This is a genomic window from Armatimonadota bacterium (assembly GCA_036504095.1).
Classification (GTDB): domain Bacteria; phylum Armatimonadota; class DTGP01; order JAKQQT01; family JAKQQT01; genus DASXUL01.
The window spans coordinates 262,869-279,728 of sequence record DASXVS010000080.1; the positions used below are offsets into that span (position 1 = coordinate 262,869).

The 16,860-nt window shown below is 62.9% G+C and carries 14 protein-coding genes; 10 read left to right on the forward strand and 4 right to left on the reverse strand.

What is annotated here, in order from left to right; translation table 11 throughout:
• Positions 1–35 precede the first annotated feature (35 nt).
• Positions 36–791, forward strand: coding sequence for a VanW family protein (locus VGM51_19355; protein ID HEY3415198.1), 756 nt, complete (start codon positions 36–38; stop codon positions 789–791).
• Between the two features lie 95 nt (positions 792–886).
• Here VGM51_19355 and VGM51_19360 read toward each other — a convergent pair whose 3' ends face one another.
• On the reverse strand, positions 887–2,989 hold the full coding sequence (locus VGM51_19360; GenBank protein HEY3415199.1) for a glycoside hydrolase family 2 TIM barrel-domain containing protein: 2,103 nt from the start codon (positions 2,987–2,989) through the stop codon (positions 887–889).
• A 120-nt stretch (positions 2,990–3,109) separates the two neighbouring features.
• Between VGM51_19360 and VGM51_19365 the strand changes: the two genes are divergently transcribed.
• From VGM51_19365 to VGM51_19385, 5 genes are all read left to right on the forward strand, one after another.
• Positions 3,110–3,613 (forward strand): DUF4255 domain-containing protein, encoded by a 504-nt coding sequence (locus VGM51_19365; protein ID HEY3415200.1) that lies wholly within the window; start codon positions 3,110–3,112, stop codon positions 3,611–3,613.
• 171 nt (positions 3,614–3,784) lie between these two features.
• A complete protein-coding gene (gene asnS, locus VGM51_19370; protein HEY3415201.1) occupies positions 3,785–5,173 on the forward strand; it encodes an asparagine--tRNA ligase in 1,389 nt (462 codons plus the stop codon).
• A 23-nt stretch (positions 5,174–5,196) separates the two neighbouring features.
• Positions 5,197–5,679: a 2TM domain-containing protein gene (locus tag VGM51_19375; GenBank protein ID HEY3415202.1), complete on the forward strand. Its 483-nt coding sequence runs from the start codon at positions 5,197–5,199 to the stop codon at positions 5,677–5,679.
• 5 nt (positions 5,680–5,684) lie between these two features.
• Positions 5,685–6,167 carry a 2TM domain-containing protein gene (locus tag VGM51_19380; protein ID HEY3415203.1) on the forward strand — a complete coding sequence of 161 codons (483 nt, stop codon included), beginning with the start codon at positions 5,685–5,687 and terminating at the stop codon, positions 6,165–6,167.
• A 31-nt stretch (positions 6,168–6,198) separates the two neighbouring features.
• Positions 6,199–6,660, forward strand: a complete 462-nt coding sequence (locus tag VGM51_19385; GenBank protein HEY3415204.1) for a 2TM domain-containing protein — start codon at positions 6,199–6,201, stop codon at positions 6,658–6,660.
• Between the two features lie 22 nt (positions 6,661–6,682).
• On the opposite strand, the gene VGM51_19390 is transcribed toward VGM51_19385, so the two are convergent.
• On the reverse strand, positions 6,683–9,106 hold the full coding sequence (locus VGM51_19390; GenBank protein HEY3415205.1) for a glycoside hydrolase family 38 C-terminal domain-containing protein: 2,424 nt from the start codon (positions 9,104–9,106) through the stop codon (positions 6,683–6,685).
• A 248-nt stretch (positions 9,107–9,354) separates the two neighbouring features.
• Here VGM51_19390 and VGM51_19395 point away from each other — a divergent pair, with 248 nt between their 5' ends.
• The 4 genes from VGM51_19395 to VGM51_19410 all read left to right on the forward strand — a co-directional run bounded on the left by VGM51_19395 (position 9,355) and on the right by VGM51_19410 (position 15,516).
• Positions 9,355–10,782 (forward strand): hypothetical protein, encoded by a 1,428-nt coding sequence (locus VGM51_19395; GenBank protein HEY3415206.1) that lies wholly within the window; start codon positions 9,355–9,357, stop codon positions 10,780–10,782.
• Positions 10,783–10,819: 37 nt separating this feature from the next.
• Positions 10,820–11,929, forward strand: a complete 1,110-nt coding sequence (locus VGM51_19400) for a DUF4855 domain-containing protein (GenBank protein HEY3415207.1) — start codon at positions 10,820–10,822, stop codon at positions 11,927–11,929.
• Between the two features lie 63 nt (positions 11,930–11,992).
• The gene (locus VGM51_19405; protein HEY3415208.1) at positions 11,993–13,705 is read left to right on the forward strand and encodes an alpha-L-fucosidase; all 1,713 of its coding nucleotides are present in this window, start codon (positions 11,993–11,995) and stop codon (positions 13,703–13,705) included.
• Positions 13,706–13,719: 14 nt separating this feature from the next.
• Positions 13,720–15,516 (forward strand): glycoside hydrolase family 2 TIM barrel-domain containing protein, encoded by a 1,797-nt coding sequence (locus tag VGM51_19410; protein ID HEY3415209.1) that lies wholly within the window; start codon positions 13,720–13,722, stop codon positions 15,514–15,516.
• A 105-nt stretch (positions 15,517–15,621) separates the two neighbouring features.
• Here the strand turns inward: VGM51_19410 and VGM51_19415 are convergent, their stop codons facing one another.
• Positions 15,622–15,852, reverse strand: coding sequence for a hypothetical protein (locus VGM51_19415; protein ID HEY3415210.1), 231 nt, complete (start codon positions 15,850–15,852; stop codon positions 15,622–15,624).
• 144 nt (positions 15,853–15,996) lie between these two features.
• Positions 15,997–16,782 carry a M55 family metallopeptidase gene (locus VGM51_19420; protein ID HEY3415211.1) on the reverse strand — a complete coding sequence of 262 codons (786 nt, stop codon included), beginning with the start codon at positions 16,780–16,782 and terminating at the stop codon, positions 15,997–15,999.
• Positions 16,783–16,860: the final 78 nt, after the last annotated feature.

The following is a 16,860-nucleotide window of genomic DNA, read 5'->3' on the forward strand; positions in this document are numbered from 1 at the left end:
CCCTAGACCCAACACCCCAAGCCCTCGACCCTATTATGCGAGTCATCATTCTATTCGTTCTGGCCGTCGGTCTGCTGGCGATGCTCTTACAGCCGCGAGCCGAGGGTGTCCTCGGCGCTTACTCCACTTCGCTGGACGGCCGCACCGCCGGCCAGCGCCTGAACGCCATGCTGGCCGCGAAAGCGATCGACGGCGCCGTGATAGAACCGGGACACGTGTTCTCGTTCAACCGGACGGTTGGGCCGTGGAGCATGGATCGGGGCTACGTCCGGGCGCCGGTCAGTTACGAAGGCGAACTGGTCAAGGACTGGGGCGGCGGTGTCTGCCAGACGTCCACAACTCTTTACAACGCAGGCCTGCTGGCGGGCCTGAAGATCGTGGAGCGGCACCGGCACACGTGGGCGCCCCGCTATGCTCCCCCGGGCCTGGATGCGGCTGTCGCCCAGTACGATGTGGACCTGCGCCTGCAGAACCCCTACCGGTGGCCGGTCCGCATCCGGCTGCGGAACGTGGGCGACTCGCTCGCGTTCGAGGTTCTGGGGCGCGATCGCGGACCGATCGCCGGCGTTACGGGCGTGACCACCGGCCGGGTCGACCCCATGGAGATCGTCCAGAACAGCGTTCACGTGCCGGCCGGCCAGCGCCGCGTGATCACGCGTGGCAAACCGGGAGCGTGCGTAGCCGTCTACCGCGTGTTCGACAAGGGGCCGCGCGCCGGAATCCGTGAACTGGTCTCTCGCGACTCCTACCCCGCGATGAACCGGGTGGTGGCGCTCGGCGTCGCTCCGTAAGCGGCTACTGGTGCGTCATCCGGTGAAGGGGGATGAGGCGACGTTTGAGGCGCGTCTGCGCACGCGTTTACTCATTCACCTATTGACTTGATGCTTCACTTTGGGCCGATACGCGAGGGCGCAGCGGCTGAGCACGTCCAGGCCACGGCGTCGCTCGCCCTCTCGTTTCCGCGATATCCGACGGCCTCCACGCGGACGCTCCCTTCCGGAAGGGTCACATCCCATCTGAAGACGCCGCCATCGCCGGATCTGGCGCCCTGCGGCTTGCCGTTCAGGCGGAGTTCCACCGTATCCGCATTCGAGTAGACCTTCAGTTCCGCCGGACCCGACGGTCGCGGGTTGAATCGTCCGCTGGTAATATGCGCCATGAGTCCCCGAGTCCACTGCGCCTGGTAGTAGAAGTAAGCGTCTTTGCGGACCTGGCGATCATACGTCACCAGCCCCTTGTCGTTCCGACCGGGGTGATCGCCCTCTTTGCGGGTAATCGAGGCGAAATCGAACATGTTCCAGATGAACGTGCCCCACAAGTTGTGGCGCGCCGAAAGCGCCTTCCAGTCGGCCTCATGGACGAGCGACTGCCACTCCTCGGGGTGGAATGGGCCGCCGGCGGAAGGCTGTTTCGGTGCGGCTTCATGGTGGAATACGCTTGCGCCGGCGCCATATTCGCTGACACCGACCGCGCGCCCCGGGAAGGAAGACCGCAGATTACCAAGCGTGCGGTCCCATTCGCCCGGTTTCCCGCCGTACCAGCCCGGATACCCGTTCCACGCGATCACATCGGGTATGGTCAACGTTTGGCGCTGGGTCCCGAGGGAATTGCTCGCCGCGGTGGTCAGCCGCGACCGATCGAGGCGCTTCACTGTGTCGTTCAGACCCTTCAGGAAGGCCAGGTCGTCATCGTTCGGGCCTTTGCCACCCTCAAACGAGATCTCGTTCCACAAACTCCAGAAGCAGATAGACGGGTGGTTGTAGTTCTGCTTGACGAGTTCCACGAGTTGCCGCCGCGCGCTGTCCTTGAATGCCTCGGATCGCCGGACGGAATTCACCATGCAGAGTTCGGTCCACACGACGACGCCCTTAGCGTCACAGAGGGTGTACAGATCGTCGGCCTGCTGATAGTGAGCCGTGCGGAGGCAGTTGGCGCCCAGGTCACAAATCAACCCGACATCCTCGCGGGTGTCCGCGCTTGTGATAGCCCATCCTTCGCCCAGCCTGTCCTGGTGCCGGTTCACCCCGTGCAGGGCGTAGGGCCTGCCGTTCAGGACGAAGCCGGCCTCGGGATCGATGCGGAAATACCGGAGCCCCAACGGCTGCTCCACCCGGTCCAGTACCTTACCGTCGTACGCTATTTCCACAACGGCCCGGTACAGGTAGGGATCCAGGACTCCGTTCCAAAGATGCGGATGCCTGATCTGCATGCTGATGGTGCTCACGCCCGTGGTTCGCGGCGCAACGGTCACCGCCGCGGATTCCGCCGCGACAGGCCGGCCGCCCGCGGTCAGTATCCGTACGCGAACCGTGGGGCTGGTCTTTCGGGCGGACGAGTTGGCGACGAGCGTCCTGACCCGGATCTTCGCGGCCTCCCGGGTTACGCTCATCTGGTCGAGATAGACCCCCGGCCCGGCCGCATCTTCCGTCGAGATGTGGACCGGGTTGCGCACGAGCAGGCGGGCGCCGCGGTAGAGGCCGCCGAATTTGGTGTAGTCGCCCCCCTGCGGAGGCCCCGCATGCCCATCCGGCGAACCGTCCACACGCACCGCAATCACATTGTCCCCGCCCGGCTTCACGAAACGGGTCACGTCGAAGCAGAACGCAGCAAAGCCTCCGTCGTGTGTTCCGGCGTGTTCCCCATTGACAAAGACATCCGTCACCACGAACGCGCCGTCGAATCGCAGATAGAACTGCCTGCCGGCGTCACTCGAGGGCAGCCGCACGTGGCGGCGGTACCAACCCGCTCCCTTGTAGTAGGCGTTGGAGTCTCCATCCTGCCCTGCCTGCACGTTCCAGCAATGAGGCAGCGACACGTTGTCCCAACCGGAGTCGTTGAACCCGGCGGCACGCGCCGAGGGCTGGTTTTGAAGCAGGAATCGCCAGTTGGCGTTGAGGTCAATTGTGTGGTCCGGCAGCGTAGGCGTGGCCTGGGCGCGCGCCGAATGCAAAGCCGCACAGAGGATCAGGAGAGGAATCGATAGCTTCATTTCGCACCTTACGCAATCGGGAGCGGAGAACGGTTGGCATGGGATCATTATGGCCGGGTCAAACCGAGTGGGCCAACCGTTGATGTTCGGTGCCACAATGAGGAAAACCAAAGGAGAGTGATGATGGCCAATTATCGCGCGATAGCCACCGCCTGCCAGGCGGTTGTTGACCTGTTGGACCGGCAATACCGCAAAGACGACTTCAAGGGCGAACCCCTCCACTTCCGCGTCATCGGATCGTCGGACCTCGTGGATCCACCCACTGGCGGCGTCACGCTGCTCCTTTACCGGGTCAGCCAGGACATCACATCCCGGAACCCGCCGCGCAAGGGCAGGCCGTCGCTCCCCCTGTACATTCACTTCATCCTGACCGCCTGGGGCAAGGACGCGGGGCAGCAGCAACGCATCCTCGGCTGGGCGATGGAAACGCTGACCGATACCCCCGCGATCGATGCGGCCACGTTGAATGCCGTCAAGGGCGTCGTGTTCGATGAAGGCGAAGTCCTGGAGTACCAGTTGGAGGACCTCAGTGACGAGGCGATGTTGCGGCTGTGGAAAGGCGTGAGCCCGCACGGATACCAGATTTCCGTGGGCTATTCCGCCCGGCTGCGCATCGGCGCCTGAACCGGACATTCGGTGTCATCTTCAACGAAGTCTGGAATCACGTCCGCAGCCGGCGGGGCGACTACCGTTGGGACGGTTGCGGCGTGACTCGCGGCGATCTACGTGATGGCTCGCGGGACGGACGTTGAACCCCGGTCGGCTGCCGATTATTCCATCAGAGAGGCAAACACAATGATTTTGCGCGGCGAATACATCAAAGACATCTTCCAGAAAACGCCCGGAACCGCCGTTCAGGCGCACGGCTGGGTGAAAACACGCCGCGACAGCAAGGGCATCACGTTCCTGCAGTTGAACGACGGCTCGTGCTTCGCGGACCTGCAGATCGTGATCGACACCGGCACGGTACCCGAGGAGACGCTGGCCAAAATCACGACCGGAGCGTGCCTGCGCGTAACCGGCGACCTCGTGGAGTCCCCCGCGGCCGGCCAGGCGGTGGAACTCAAGGCCACCGAGATCCACATCTTCGGCGATGCCGATCCGGCAGCCTATCCCCTTCAGAAGAAGGGGCACACGATGGAATTCCTGCGCGAGATCGCCCACCTGCGCGTCCGCTCTAACACGTTCGGCGCCGTTTTCCGGGTGCGCAACGCGCTGTCCCGCGCGATCCACGGCTTCTTCCAGGAGCGCGGCTTCCTCTACGTCAACACGCCGCTCATCACGACGTCCGACGCGGAAGGCGCCGGGAGCCTCTTCGGCGTTTCCACACTGGACCTGATGAACCTTCCCCGTGAGGGCGGACGTGTCGATTTCACGCAGGACTTCTTCGGAAAACCGGCCTACCTTGCAGTGAGCGGGCAGTTGGAGGCCGAAGTCTTCGCGCTGGCGTTTTCCAACGTCTACACCTTCGGCCCCACGTTCCGCGCGGAGAACAGCAATACCCCCCGTCACCTCGCCGAGTTCTGGATGATAGAACCCGAGATGGCGTTTTGCGACCTGGACGGCGATCGCGCACTCGCCGAGGCGTTCCTGAAGCACATCATCGCCCACGTGCTCGATACGTGCGCGCCGGATCTGGAGTTCTTCAACAAGCGGATCGATACCAGCGTGCTGGCGACACTTGAGAACGTGGCGTCCAACGACTTCGAGCACGTAACCTATACGGAGGCTATCCGTATATTGAAAGGGGCCGGCAAACCGTTCGAGTATCCCGTAGAATGGGGCGTTGACCTGCAGGCCGAGCATGAACGCTATCTAACCGACGAGACGTTCAAGAAGCCCGTCATCGTGACCGACTATCCGAAAGACATCAAGGCCTTTTACATGCGCCTGAACGACGACGGCAAGACGGTGCGGGCGATGGACGTCCTCGCGCCGCGTATCGGCGAGATCATCGGCGGCAGCCAGCGTGAAGAGCGATACGACGTCCTTCTCGAAAAGATTCGCGCGCAGCACCTGCCGGAAGATGACTACAAATGGTATCTTGATCTCAGGAAGTATGGCACCGCGCCTCACGCAGGGTTCGGCCTCGGCCTGGAACGCATGATGATGTACCTGACGGGGATGAAGAACATCCGGGATGTCATCCCGTTCCCGCGAACGCCGGGCAGCGCGGAATTCTGATCCTGGAGGACCTTCCATCCCATATGAAGCCGCACTATACACAGGAAGAAGCGAACGAGATCCTCCGGCGGGCGGTGGAACGCGCGCCGATGAAGGATGAGATGAGCCGCGAGCAGTTGGAAGCCGTTGCGGCGGAGATTGGCGTGTCTCCCGAGGCGCTGCGCAAGGCTGAGGATGACTGGCACGCGGAGCGATCGGACAAAGAGGAACGGCTGGCATACGCTTCGTTGAAACGCCTCGGATTCTACAAGCACCTGGCAGCCTACGTCCTGTTCACGCTCATGATCGCCTACGTAACAGGGGCCGAGAACGATCCGGACGGCATGATCCCAACGGTTGTCATCGCTCTTCTGTGGGGCATCGGAATCGTTTGCCACGGCCTTTCCGCGTTCAACACAACAAGCGCGCAATTCGACGCAGGCTACACTCACTGGCGCATCGGGCGGCGCGCCCGCGAACTAGCAGCCCGGGAGTTGGGACGCCTCGGATCGAAGAAGGACCTCTGACCGCGATGAGACAGCACTACACAGAGGAACAAGCCAACGCCATCCTGCGGCGCGCCATTGAACGCATGCCGATGAAGGATGAGATGTCGCGTGCGCAACTGGAGAGCATCGCAACCGAGCTCGGTGTTTCGCCGGATGCCCTTCAGAAGGCGGAGGCGGACTGGGAGGCCGAACAGGCTCAAGCAGTCGACCGTGCAGCCTTCATCGCCACGCGTCGCGCCGATTTCCGGCGCACCTTCACAGTTTTTGCCGTGGTGAACGTGCTGTTCTTCCTCTGGTGCCTCGCCATCGGCCGGGAACAGGCGATTTCTCTCGCCATAGTGGTGATGATTGGCTCGACCATCGGCCTGGCGCTGCGGGCTGCGTTTGTCCTGCGTACGGACGGCGAGGATTTCGAACTCCGGTTCACCCGATGGCGCATCGAGCGGCGGGCGCGGGAGCTCGCCGCGCAGGAACTCGGGCGTATCGCTCCGCGCCCCGGCGGGTAGCGCGCTCGAAACCCGCGAAGAAGCGAACAATATGAAACCACACTACTCGGAAGAAGAATCAAACGACATCCTGCGCCGCGCCATCGAGAATATGCCGCTTAAGGACGCGATGTCGTTGGAGCAACTGGAGAAGATTGGCGCCGAACTCGGCATCTCACCGGAGGCGCTGCGCCTGGCCGAGGCCGAACACCTCGCCGAGGGGGGACGCCGCGAACTCTACAGCGAGTTCCTGGCCCATGAGCGTGGCGCGTTTCAATCGGCGCTGTACTCCTTCATCGGCGTGAACGCGTTTCTGTTCGCGTTCAACTACCTCACAACGCGCGGATTCTGGTGGTTCGTGTTCCCGCTTCTCGGTATGGGGCTCGGCCTCTTTAAGCACTGGGTGCGCGCAAATGTACGCGACAGTCAGGACCACATTGACGCGTACAACGATTGGCTCCACGTACACCACCCGGGCCCGGCGCCAAAGAAGGAACTGCCCCCGCGGATGTAACGGAGCCTTCGCCCCACTGGCCTCACAGTGGTGTTTCCAACAGATTCGTCTCTACCCAATCCTCATCGGAGTCATCGGGCACGAGGATCGTTTTGATCTCGTACGGGCCGAAGTCCGCCTCGATCGTGCGGCCCCAGTTGAAAGTGATCGCCGCACGACACGCCATTCCGTCCGTTTCCACCAACCGGAGGACGATCCCGCTCCCATCTTCCGCCACCTTCAATACGGTTAATATCACGTTGGCCGGCTCAATGGTGGCCAGTGAGTATTCCGTCGGCATCGTGCCTTCATGGAATGTCGCGATCTGAACCACGGGCGGCTGGTTCAGTTCCGCCGCCTCGCGATGCGGGTGCGCAGCGCGCCAGTCTCCCCCATGCGGCAGCAGCGAATACATGAATGACTGAACGCCCTGATCCTGCCAGGCGTAGGGCAGCACCGGATCCAGGACATATGGGTCGTGGTGCGCGTAGACGGGGCTTCGAAGCACCGTGAGGCTGAGGGTATCGCCCTCGGCGCTGTAGCTGTACTTGCCGTCGTTCAGCAGGCACAGCCCCGCGCCGGCGCCGCTGATATCAACCCACGACTGGCCGGGCTTCTCGTTACCATCGGCGGGGCGGACCATGCTGCCATACGGGATCTCGTAGGTCACCACTCCGTCGGTAATCCCGGTCGGAAAACGTAGCTTAAGCATCTGATGGTGCTCGTGCCAGTCAACCGTCACCGCCACATCCACGCGTGGGATTCCGGCCGCCAGCGAAAACCGCTGGACCAGCGTAGAAGAACCCCACCCGCTCTCCAACCGCAGCGTCCATCGCACCGGGCCGGCCTCTTCCAGCGAGATGCCCGTCACGGCGAACCGACCAAACTCATCATCGAAGCGGACGCGCCCGTGGCTCCACGTGTCGCTGTCGTCCGCGATCACGCACGGCGCAGCGCCGTCTCGTACAATAGTCACGCCGGTCCGCTTGTCCAACAGCGTGATGAACCCGGTCGCCGGGTCTACGCTCAAGCGGAGGTATTCGTTCTCGATGTCCGCCGAGCCGGAGTCGGCTTCAGCCGACATTCCGCCGCGCCAGCCACTGACCTCGGTCGGTGGCGCTTGTTCCGGTTCGGCCAACCCCCAGAAGGCCCGGTATCCCAGAGCGGGCAGCTCGGCGACGAATGCGATACGCTTGCGAAAGACGACCGACGCCTGCGGCAGCACCGCCTGCACGACGGAGCGATTCCCGTCCGGCGCGACCATCACACTGGGCGCGTGGTTCGTATCCGTTTCGAACTCCACCACCCGGCGCACCGGCCAGGCGTTCGGATTGAACACGACAACCGGAAGGCAATTGTCGACAGGGCGCAAGTTGGTCTTCCAGGCAATCCCAACGGCCGCTGCGCCGAGTGCGCGATCCGCGATGGCGATCGCCTCACCGTAATCGTTCCGGGCGTCTTCGTATGCCTCCTCCAGCGATGTGCCGGCCAGGATGTCGTGGAACTGATTGAACAGCACGTTTTTCCATGCGCGGCCAAGGTCCTTCGGATAGTCAAACTCCGCGATCCAGTTCGCCAGCGTGGAGATCTTTTCGGCGCCGAGCAGCCGGTTTTCCGCGATACGGTTCCAGCGCTTGATGCCGCTGTGTGCGGCGAAGCATCCGGGCGCGTGGATCTGGAGGTCATCGTTGACCAGCGGCAGATCGGCGCCGCGGATGGCCCTGAAGTAGTCGTCCGGCGAGCTGTGGACGATCGTGGTCTCCGTGCTTGAGGCGGCTTCTTCGGCGATCAGGCGAAGGTTTTCCTTCGTCGGGCCGCCGCCGTGATTGCCAACGCCGTAGAAGCACATGAACTCATCGATGCCGTCCTGTTCGAGCGCGCGGCATCGGGCCAGGTGCTCCGGCAGTTGTTCGGGCGAGGTGCAGTAGGTGTACGGGATCCGGTACGCCGTCACCTCGGAACCGTCCGGTGAAGCCCAGCGAAAGATGTGTCCGGGCAGATCCTTCTCGTGCGGGCCGGGACGCATGAATAAATAGGAGTCCATGCCGCTCTTCGCGAGGATTTGCGGCAGCATGGCATTGTGCCCGAAGCTGTCCGGGTTATACCCCACCGTGGCCGTGACGCCCAGTTTCTCGCGGAAGAACCGCTGGCCGTAGAGCGCCTGCCGCGCGTACGATTCGCCGCACGGGATATTGCAGTCGGGCTGGATCCACCACCCGCCCACGATGCGCCACCGTCCCTCCGTTACGCGTCCCCGGATCTCATCCAGCATTCCCGGCGCCACGCTACCAACCCACTCATACAGCGCGGCGCTGCTGGAAGTGAAGACAAAGCCGTCGTCCTCGGTCATCCGATCGAGTGCCGAACGGAACGTGGCGAGCGCTTCATGGAAGCCCTCCTGCGACCGCCAGAGCCACACGGGGTCCAGGTGGGCGTTTCCTATCATGTGCAGGGTCTTCGCGAGCATGGGTTTCCTCCGTTTCCTGCGTCATTGTAACATGGTGACGTCCCGCTCGTATCGACCTTCGGATTCACCACCGAGGACACAGAGGTGACTTAGGATGTCATTCTGAGCGAAGCGAAGAATCTCATCGACAACACGCGCGTAGCGCTCCGCCTTCGTCCGGCGGACGATTGGCCGAAGGCCCACTAGACGGGTACTTCAGTGCCCGGTTGGCGTCGGCATTTTCACAACAGCAGAGAATCTCATCGACCATGAACACATCATTGAAGCCAGTGACAACCGTTATATGCCGCCCGGGCCCCCTGTGGATCACCTCCGCGGCGCTTCTCGCGCTGCTTGGTGGATTCTTCCTTTTTATCCCCACCCTGGCTCCACACCCGGTGGACGACCCTGCCCTCACCGCCATCGGATTCATCGCGTTGTCGCTCTCGGCGATGGAAACGCTCTTCTGCGCCACCTCCAGCGTTGTGGCGGACGAGCATGGCCTTCGTTGGAGGCGGTTCGGGTTCGGCCGGTCTGTTCCGTGGTCCGGCGTGCTGGAGTACCACTTGCAGGACACCCAAGGCGCGGCGCGCAAGCCGTTCCTGATCATCCGGACTGATGCCGGCCGGCTGGTTGTGCCGGATTTGTGGACACACCAGGCAGACCTCAAGGCACTGCTGGCTGCACGTGCCCTTGACGTCCTCGAGGACGAATGGGGTGTGCTCACGAGCGGCGGAACGTCGCAACGGGTTTTTGAGTACGACGAGCGTCGCCTGGCCTTGGCGCGATGGGCCGCGATCGTCGGCACCGCTCTTTACGTTGGACTGGTCTTCCACCGTGTTCTCGCCAAACTGGCGGGCATCCTCCAGGACCTGGGACTGTTGATGATGTGTGGCTTTCTCATATTGGTGCTCGTCCTTGCCGCAGGCATCGCTGCCTTTGTGTACTGCGGTTTCATCATCGCGATCAAAGACGGACTTCGGCGGCGCACCGAACGCATCACCGTCGATCCGGACGGAATCGCGTTCGAGGACGGGGAGCGGTCTCTGCGTGCGAATTGGGAGGACGTTCAGGGCGTCCGGCTTGTTCCGGTGGGACGCATGGCGTACGGGAAAAAGCGGGTCATCGTCACGCCGGACGGCGAGTTCGAGTACACCCGTATGATTCGAGACGCCATGCGGCTTGACGCCATCATTAAGCGATTCGCGGTGAACGCGCGGTACACGTCGGACGCAGAGGGCGACGTCATCGGCCCGGACGGCGGTTCGGCAGGCGTTCACGTCTACCACTACCGGACGTACACCAGCCGCGCGCTGCTCATGTTCCCGCTGGGCTTCGTGCTGATCGCTGTAGTGATCGGCGTCCTGCAGGCACAAGGCCTGGCCGTACAGCGTGATCGCTTGGCGCCGTGGATCATCGGCCTCGGCTCGTTCGCGGTCTGGGCATGGTGTCTGTGGCGCTACCGTACCGTGTCCATCCGCACGGACAGTCTCGGCGTCACGCAGACAACACCTTCCGGCAAGACCTTCATCGCCTGGTCTGACATAAGTTCGTCGCGCAGGGTCGGCAGCGACGTGATGCAGTTCTGGGTGATCAAGGGATCACGGGCCACAATTCGCTTCTGGCTGGGCATTTCGAACGCGAGCACGCTCGTTGAGGAGATTAGGTCGCACGGGGAGTTGGCGCAGAGTGCATAATGTTATGTAACAATTCGCGAAAGGACACATATTCCCCATGCCATACTTCCCCCAGGGCGCGCCCGAGATGGGCTACCTGCGCCATCTGATTCTCCTTTACGGCCGCGACATATCAATCTGGAACGCCGAGCGAATACGCCCCTATCTCGCGTACATGAACGAAGACGGAAAGCCCCTGGACTGGTTTTTCGACTCCCTCCTCTTCGTGCCGATGACCGCGGCGTCCGGCCGCAGTTTCGGGTCGGATGTCAACCTGGGGACCACGATGTGCGGCGAGGGCGATTTCTACCCGATTCCCGTGCCCAACCCGGCCACCCGCAAGGATTACGACGACCTCCTGGATGTCTACTTCGGCGACGGTGGATACCTGGATGCGATGAATGCGGGCGTCGAGTCGTTGAAGTGCGAATTGCCCGCGCCGGCCCACAAGCACAACGCGGTGCTGATGACCCCCTACCCCGGCATCATGCAACCCATGTGGGGACGCCTGCCGGGCAGCGACAAATGCCTCAATTTCAGCACCGTCAAGCAGGGCATCACACCGGCCACGATGGACCGCCTTGCCGCGACGAACTGGTTCGCGGATGAGTGCGTCGCGAGATGGGATGATGCGCGATGGCCCAACGTGAGCTTTCTGGGGTTCTACTGGCCGTTCGAGACGGTGTACCACGGCTGGGAGGTGGATGACCACCTCTTGCTGAAGGAGCACCACAAACACCTGAAGCAACTCGGCAAGGTGATGACGTGGATTCCGTTTTCATCGACGTACAACACACACCTGCTGGACAACTACCAGGACTACTACTTCGACCTCGCCTTCCAGCAGCCCAACCACATGTTCTACGTGAATACGCCGGGTATCGAGGGACCCGCCGCCGTCGCCAAAGCGCGAAACGCCGGCTTCGAGATGGAGTACTATCTGGAATGGGGAGAACCGTTCGCGGTGCTCGACGAGCGCCAGAAGCGCTTCCGTGATTACCTGAACGGGGGCGCAAAGTTCGGATTCATGAAGGAGGCCGCGTGCGCCTGGTATCACGGCCGCAATGGAATCGCCCAGATGTGGGACCACGAAGACCCAGTCGAACGCGCGTACTACCACGACATCTATCGCTTCGTGAAGGGTACGTATGAGATAAAAGAGGACTGACCGCGCAATCCGCCGAGTGCATAATGGGAGTGTACCAACAACCGCAACCGCGAAAGGCCTCCTATGAAGACTCCGTCTGGACAGATTGCCGCGCTCGGCGCCTTAATGGCTGCCGCCTCCCTTGTGCCGTCCGCCGCCGTGACGCCTCCCGAAACACCTGCCCAGCGCGATGCGCGCATGGCTTGGTGGCGCGACGCGCGGTTCGGCATGTTCATCCACTGGGGGCCCGTCTCTCTGAAGGGGACGGAAATCGGGTGGTCCCGCTCGAACGAAGTGCCCGCCGCCGAGTATGACAACCTGTACAAACGGTTCGACCCGGAAAAGTTCGACGCTCGCAAATGGGTCGGCATCGCCAAATCCGCCGGGGTGAAGTACATTGTGCTGGTCACCAAGCACCACGACGGCTTCACGATGTGGGACAGCAAGCTCACGGACTACAGCATCACGCATACCCCGTTCAAGCGCGACGTGGTCCGCGAACTCTCCGATGAGTGCCGCCGGCAGGGCATCCGGTTCTGTACGTACTACTCGGTTCTGGACTGGCGGCATCCGGACTACCCGATCGGCGAAGCCCCCGGCGGCGGCGTAAAGACAAACCCCGACATGGACCGGTACGTCGCGTATATGAAGGGCCAGCTCAAAGAACTGGTCACCGGGTACGGACCGCTGGGCCTGGTTTGGTTTGACGGCGAGTGGGAGCAACCGTGGAACCTGGAACGAGGCCTCGACCTGGAGAAGTACGTCCGGTCGCTTCAGCCGGACATCATCATCAATGACCGTGTGGGCCACGGGCGCGACGGCAAGGCCGGCGACTACGCCACGCCGGAACAAACAATCGGCCGCTTCAATCGCGACGCGCCGTGGGAATCGTGCATCACAATCTGCACCCAATGGGCCTGGAAGCCGAACGACACGCTCAAGCCGCTCTCCGAATGCATCCGTACACTCGCCCGGTGCGCCGGCGGCGACGGCAACCTGCTCCTCAACGTGGGGCCGACGCCGCTCGGCGAGATCGAGGCGCCGCAGGTCGAGCGCCTGAACGAAGTAGGCACGTGGCTGCGCAAGAACGGCAAGGCGATCTACGGCACCCGCGGCGGCCCGTTCATGCCGTCCGGCGATGGTGTATCGACGTCGAAAGGCAAGACGGTCTACGTCCACGTCTTCCGCTGGCCGGGCGACACGATCACGCTCTCGCCGCTCCCCGCGAAGATCACGCGCTCCAGCGTATTGACTGGCGGAAAATGCACCGTCTCGCAAACCGATCGGGGCATCGAGATATCCGTGGACCCCGGGCATCGGAACGATATCGATACGATCGTCGCGCTCGAACTCGACGCGAACGCCGAAAGCCTCACACCGGTAAGATGGTCACCCGCATCGTCCCTCGCGGCCGGCAAGAAGGCCACCGCGTCCAACGTCTACCAGGGTGAAACGGCTTATGCCGCCTCCGCCGCCGTGGACGATGATGACGCAACGCGCTGGGCCACGGACACCGGCACCAAACAGTGCTGGTTGGAGGTCGACCTGGGCCGACCGACAACCTTCAACGAAGTTGGCGTCAGCGAATGGGCGCCGCGGATCCGGCGGTTCGAAATCGAGTACCGCGACACGCCGGATCAGCCGTGGCGGACGGCGCTCGCCGGCACAACGATGGGAGAGCACTTCAGCGCCACCTTCCCCGAAGTGACAGGCCGATACGTGCGGCTCAACATACTCGAAGCAAGCGACGGCCCCACGATCAACGAGTTCTCATTGCGTAATGTTGCGCACCGGTAGAGGAGACAACGGATATGAACCACCGCGCTCTGCTGACGGTCCTGATCGTACTTGCCATTCCCGCGAACGCCCGCGCACAGGCGGCCAAACCCGTTCCCGTGACGCTTGAGAAGACCGCCGACGGGTACCGCCTGTTGCGCGACGGGAAGCCGTTCTTCATCAAGGGCGCCGGGGGGAGCGGACCGCTCGATCGCCTCAAGGCAGCCGGTGCGAACTCGAACCGGACGTGGGGCGCGGACAACCTCGGCCCGATGCTGGATGAGGCCCAGAAACTGGGCCTTACGATCACCGTCGGCATCTGGCTTGGCCACGAGGAGCACGGATTCAGTTACAACAACGCCAATCAGGTCGCCGACCAGGTAGCGCAGGTCAGGAAGTCGGTCGAGCAATACAAGAACCACCCGGCGGTCCTCATGTGGGCGCTGGGCAACGAAATGGAAGGCTATGGCGCGGGTGACAACGCCGCCATCTGGTCGGCCATCAATAACCTGGCGGTGATGGTCAAGCGCCTCGACCCCAATCACCCGGTGATGACGGTGATCTCGGAAATCGGGGGCGATCGGGTCAAGAACATCAACCGCCTGTGCCCGGACGTGGACATCGTGGGCATCAACTCCTACGGCGGCGGCCCGTCGATCCCGGAACGATACAAGGCGGCCGGCGGCACGAAGCCGTACGTGCTCACGGAGTACGGGCCCGGTGGCACGTGGGAAACCGGCAAGACCGCCTGGGGCGCGGCCCAGGAACTCACCAGCACGCAGAAGGCGGAAGCCTACAGACGGACCTACACCCAGGCCATCGTCAATCGCCCGCTGTCTCTCGGCGGATACGCATTTACGTGGGGTTTCAAACAGGAGGCCACGGCCACGTGGTTCGGAATGCTGTTGTCGGACGGAAGCAATCTTGGTGTCGTGGACACGATGACCGAGCTCTGGTCCGGCAAGCCGCCTGCGAATCGGTGCCCGGTCATCAACTCCCTGAAACTCGACGGCCCCGACCAGGTGGACCCCGGCGCGACGGTGCACGCGTCTTTCAACGTCACCGATCCCGACGGCGATCCCTTGCAGGTCACATGGGTCTTGCAGCCGGAAGCGGATCGCTACAACCTGGGAGGCTCGTCGGAGCGTGCGCTGCCAACGTACCCGGAGGCGATCGTGAAATCCGGCAAGGACGGCGCGGACGTCAAACTGCCCGCCGAAGCGGGCGGGTACCGGCTGTTCGCATACGCTCGTGATGGCAAGGGTAACGCGGCCGTCGGCAACATCCCGCTGCTGGTCAAAGGCGAGATCAAGCCCGTCGCGGCAACCGCGGCCAAACTGCCGTTCACGGTCTACTCCGACCAAGGTCAGGGCGACGCCGTGTACGTGCCGACGGGGTGGATGGGCAACATCAAGGCGCTCAAGCTGGACGAGGGCTGCAAAATCCAGCCGCACTCGGGGACAACGTGCATTCAGTGCGACTACAGCGCCGGCAACGACTGGGCCGGCGTGGTGTGGCAGAGTCCCGCGAACGACTGGGGAGATCTGCCCGGCGGCCGAAACCTGAACGGCGCGAAACGGCTCACCTTCTGGGCGCGTGGTGACAAAGGCACGGAGACCGTCACGTTCCTCATCGGCCTGATCGGCGCTGACAGCAAATACCCGGACACGGCGCAGGCGAAACTGGAGACAAAACTAACCACCGCGTGGCAGCAGTTCTCGATGGACCTGACCGGAAAGGACTTGACGCGTGTCAAAACCGGCTTCGCGTTCACCGTGGCCGGCCAGGGGCGCCCCGTCACCTTCTACCTGGACGATATCCGTTACGAGTGACAGGATCGTGAGTGGGCGAGGGCAAGAGGGGGTGCCGGATTCAGCTCTACGACTTCAGCCCCAATCTCTGGGTCCTCCGTGGCTCTGTGGTGAATAACCGGGGGGTCAGAATTCGTAGCAGAGCCCCGCGATGGGACGGAGGAGCTCAAGCGCGGATGGCGGCACGACGAACTCCTGACCCGTGAGGAGGATCTGTCCATCTCCGCCCCGTTCCGCCACTTTCACGTGCACGGGAAGCAAGGCAACGTCTTCCATAAGCACACAGAGCCGCTGCTCGGTCCCCGGCTGCCGCATCGGCTCCAAAACCATGCCCCTTTTGTACTCCGCCGTTGCCATTTGCGCGTTCCGCTCTCTCCCTCACGCCGCGAACCCGATTGCTCACATTTGGTTTGACGACTAAAACCGGATGATGGTGCACGATTGGGCAAAGATTCTCGCAGAAAAGCGCTCGGAGCCGAAACGAGGCGATCCGGACGCGGTTTAGCGCAGAGATCGTTCGATGACGTCGCGCAAATCGTCGCCGCGGCAGGCGACGGTCCGCGCGTCGATGCGCAAAGTGCGATGGTCGTACCGGCGACCGTCGGCGCCGCTGCTGAGCACGTGGGTAACGCGGGCCTCGTAGGGTGGCGCCGGTTGGAACGGCGCCGGCCGGGGCGCCTTGACCGCCTTCGTTGCGGCGTCACGGATCCGCCGGCGGCATTCCGCCGGGGCGAGGTGGATCGCGGCATGGCGCGCGAGGCCGATCTTGGTCTCACACGTTGTCACGCCAGGAAGCAGCGCGGCCGCCTCGGCGCACACCTTGTCGTCACCGGTCACCAGCATCACAGGAACGTTGATACAGCCTGCGAGGGCCGCGTCGATGCCGACCTCGCCCACTTCACGCCCGCACAATTCGTACCGGAACCAGGCGACCGATGACATCGTGTGGTCGCACACCGCAGCCTGCGTACCGGCCTTCGCGTGGTATGCGAGGAGGATCAGGCCCGATGCGCCTTCGAGTTCGGGAAACCTGTCAGGGACGGCAGCGCCCTGCAGGAGGCGCGCGCGGGTATCGAATTGGTCGCACAGGATGTTGAAGCCGGTACCGTGAGCGTCCCGAACGATGACTTCGGTCGCTCCGCCTTCAAACGCGCCGTCAACGGCGGCGTTCACCTCGGCAGTCAAAAGTTGCCTCGCCTCGGCGTATTCTGCCGTCCCGCGGGATAACTGCTCCGGCAGCATAATGCCGCCCACGCCCTCCATATCCGCCGCAATATAGATCTTCATCTTGCTCCCTCGAGAACAACCACAAAGGCACAAAGACACAAAGGTATCTTCGTGTCTTTGTGCCTTTGTGGTTTGTTG

What these genes read in the sequence shown, in the direction of transcription:
- VGM51_19405 (HEY3415208.1), top strand. Translation starts at nt 11,993, where the DNA reads ATGAAGACTCCGTCTGGACAGATTGCCGCGCTCGGCGCCTTAATGGCT.
- VGM51_19365 (HEY3415200.1), top strand. Translation starts at nt 3,110, where the DNA reads ATGATGGCCAATTATCGCGCGATAGCCACCGCCTGCCAGGCGGTTGTT.
- VGM51_19415 (HEY3415210.1), bottom strand. Translation starts at nt 15,852, where the DNA reads ATGGCAACGGCGGAGTACAAAAGGGGCATGGTTTTGGAGCCGATGCGG.
- asnS (HEY3415201.1), top strand. Translation starts at nt 3,785, where the DNA reads ATGATTTTGCGCGGCGAATACATCAAAGACATCTTCCAGAAAACGCCC.
- VGM51_19410 (HEY3415209.1), top strand. Translation starts at nt 13,720, where the DNA reads ATGAACCACCGCGCTCTGCTGACGGTCCTGATCGTACTTGCCATTCCC.
- VGM51_19395 (HEY3415206.1), top strand. Translation starts at nt 9,355, where the DNA reads ATGAACACATCATTGAAGCCAGTGACAACCGTTATATGCCGCCCGGGC.
- VGM51_19360 (HEY3415199.1), bottom strand. Translation starts at nt 2,989, where the DNA reads ATGAAGCTATCGATTCCTCTCCTGATCCTCTGTGCGGCTTTGCATTCG.
- VGM51_19375 (HEY3415202.1), top strand. Translation starts at nt 5,197, where the DNA reads ATGAAGCCGCACTATACACAGGAAGAAGCGAACGAGATCCTCCGGCGG.
- VGM51_19355 (HEY3415198.1), top strand. Translation starts at nt 36, where the DNA reads ATGCGAGTCATCATTCTATTCGTTCTGGCCGTCGGTCTGCTGGCGATG.
- VGM51_19400 (HEY3415207.1), top strand. Translation starts at nt 10,820, where the DNA reads ATGCCATACTTCCCCCAGGGCGCGCCCGAGATGGGCTACCTGCGCCAT.
- VGM51_19390 (HEY3415205.1), bottom strand. Translation starts at nt 9,106, where the DNA reads ATGCTCGCGAAGACCCTGCACATGATAGGAAACGCCCACCTGGACCCC.
- VGM51_19385 (HEY3415204.1), top strand. Translation starts at nt 6,199, where the DNA reads ATGAAACCACACTACTCGGAAGAAGAATCAAACGACATCCTGCGCCGC.
- VGM51_19420 (HEY3415211.1), bottom strand. Translation starts at nt 16,782, where the DNA reads ATGAAGATCTATATTGCGGCGGATATGGAGGGCGTGGGCGGCATTATG.
- VGM51_19380 (HEY3415203.1), top strand. Translation starts at nt 5,685, where the DNA reads ATGAGACAGCACTACACAGAGGAACAAGCCAACGCCATCCTGCGGCGC.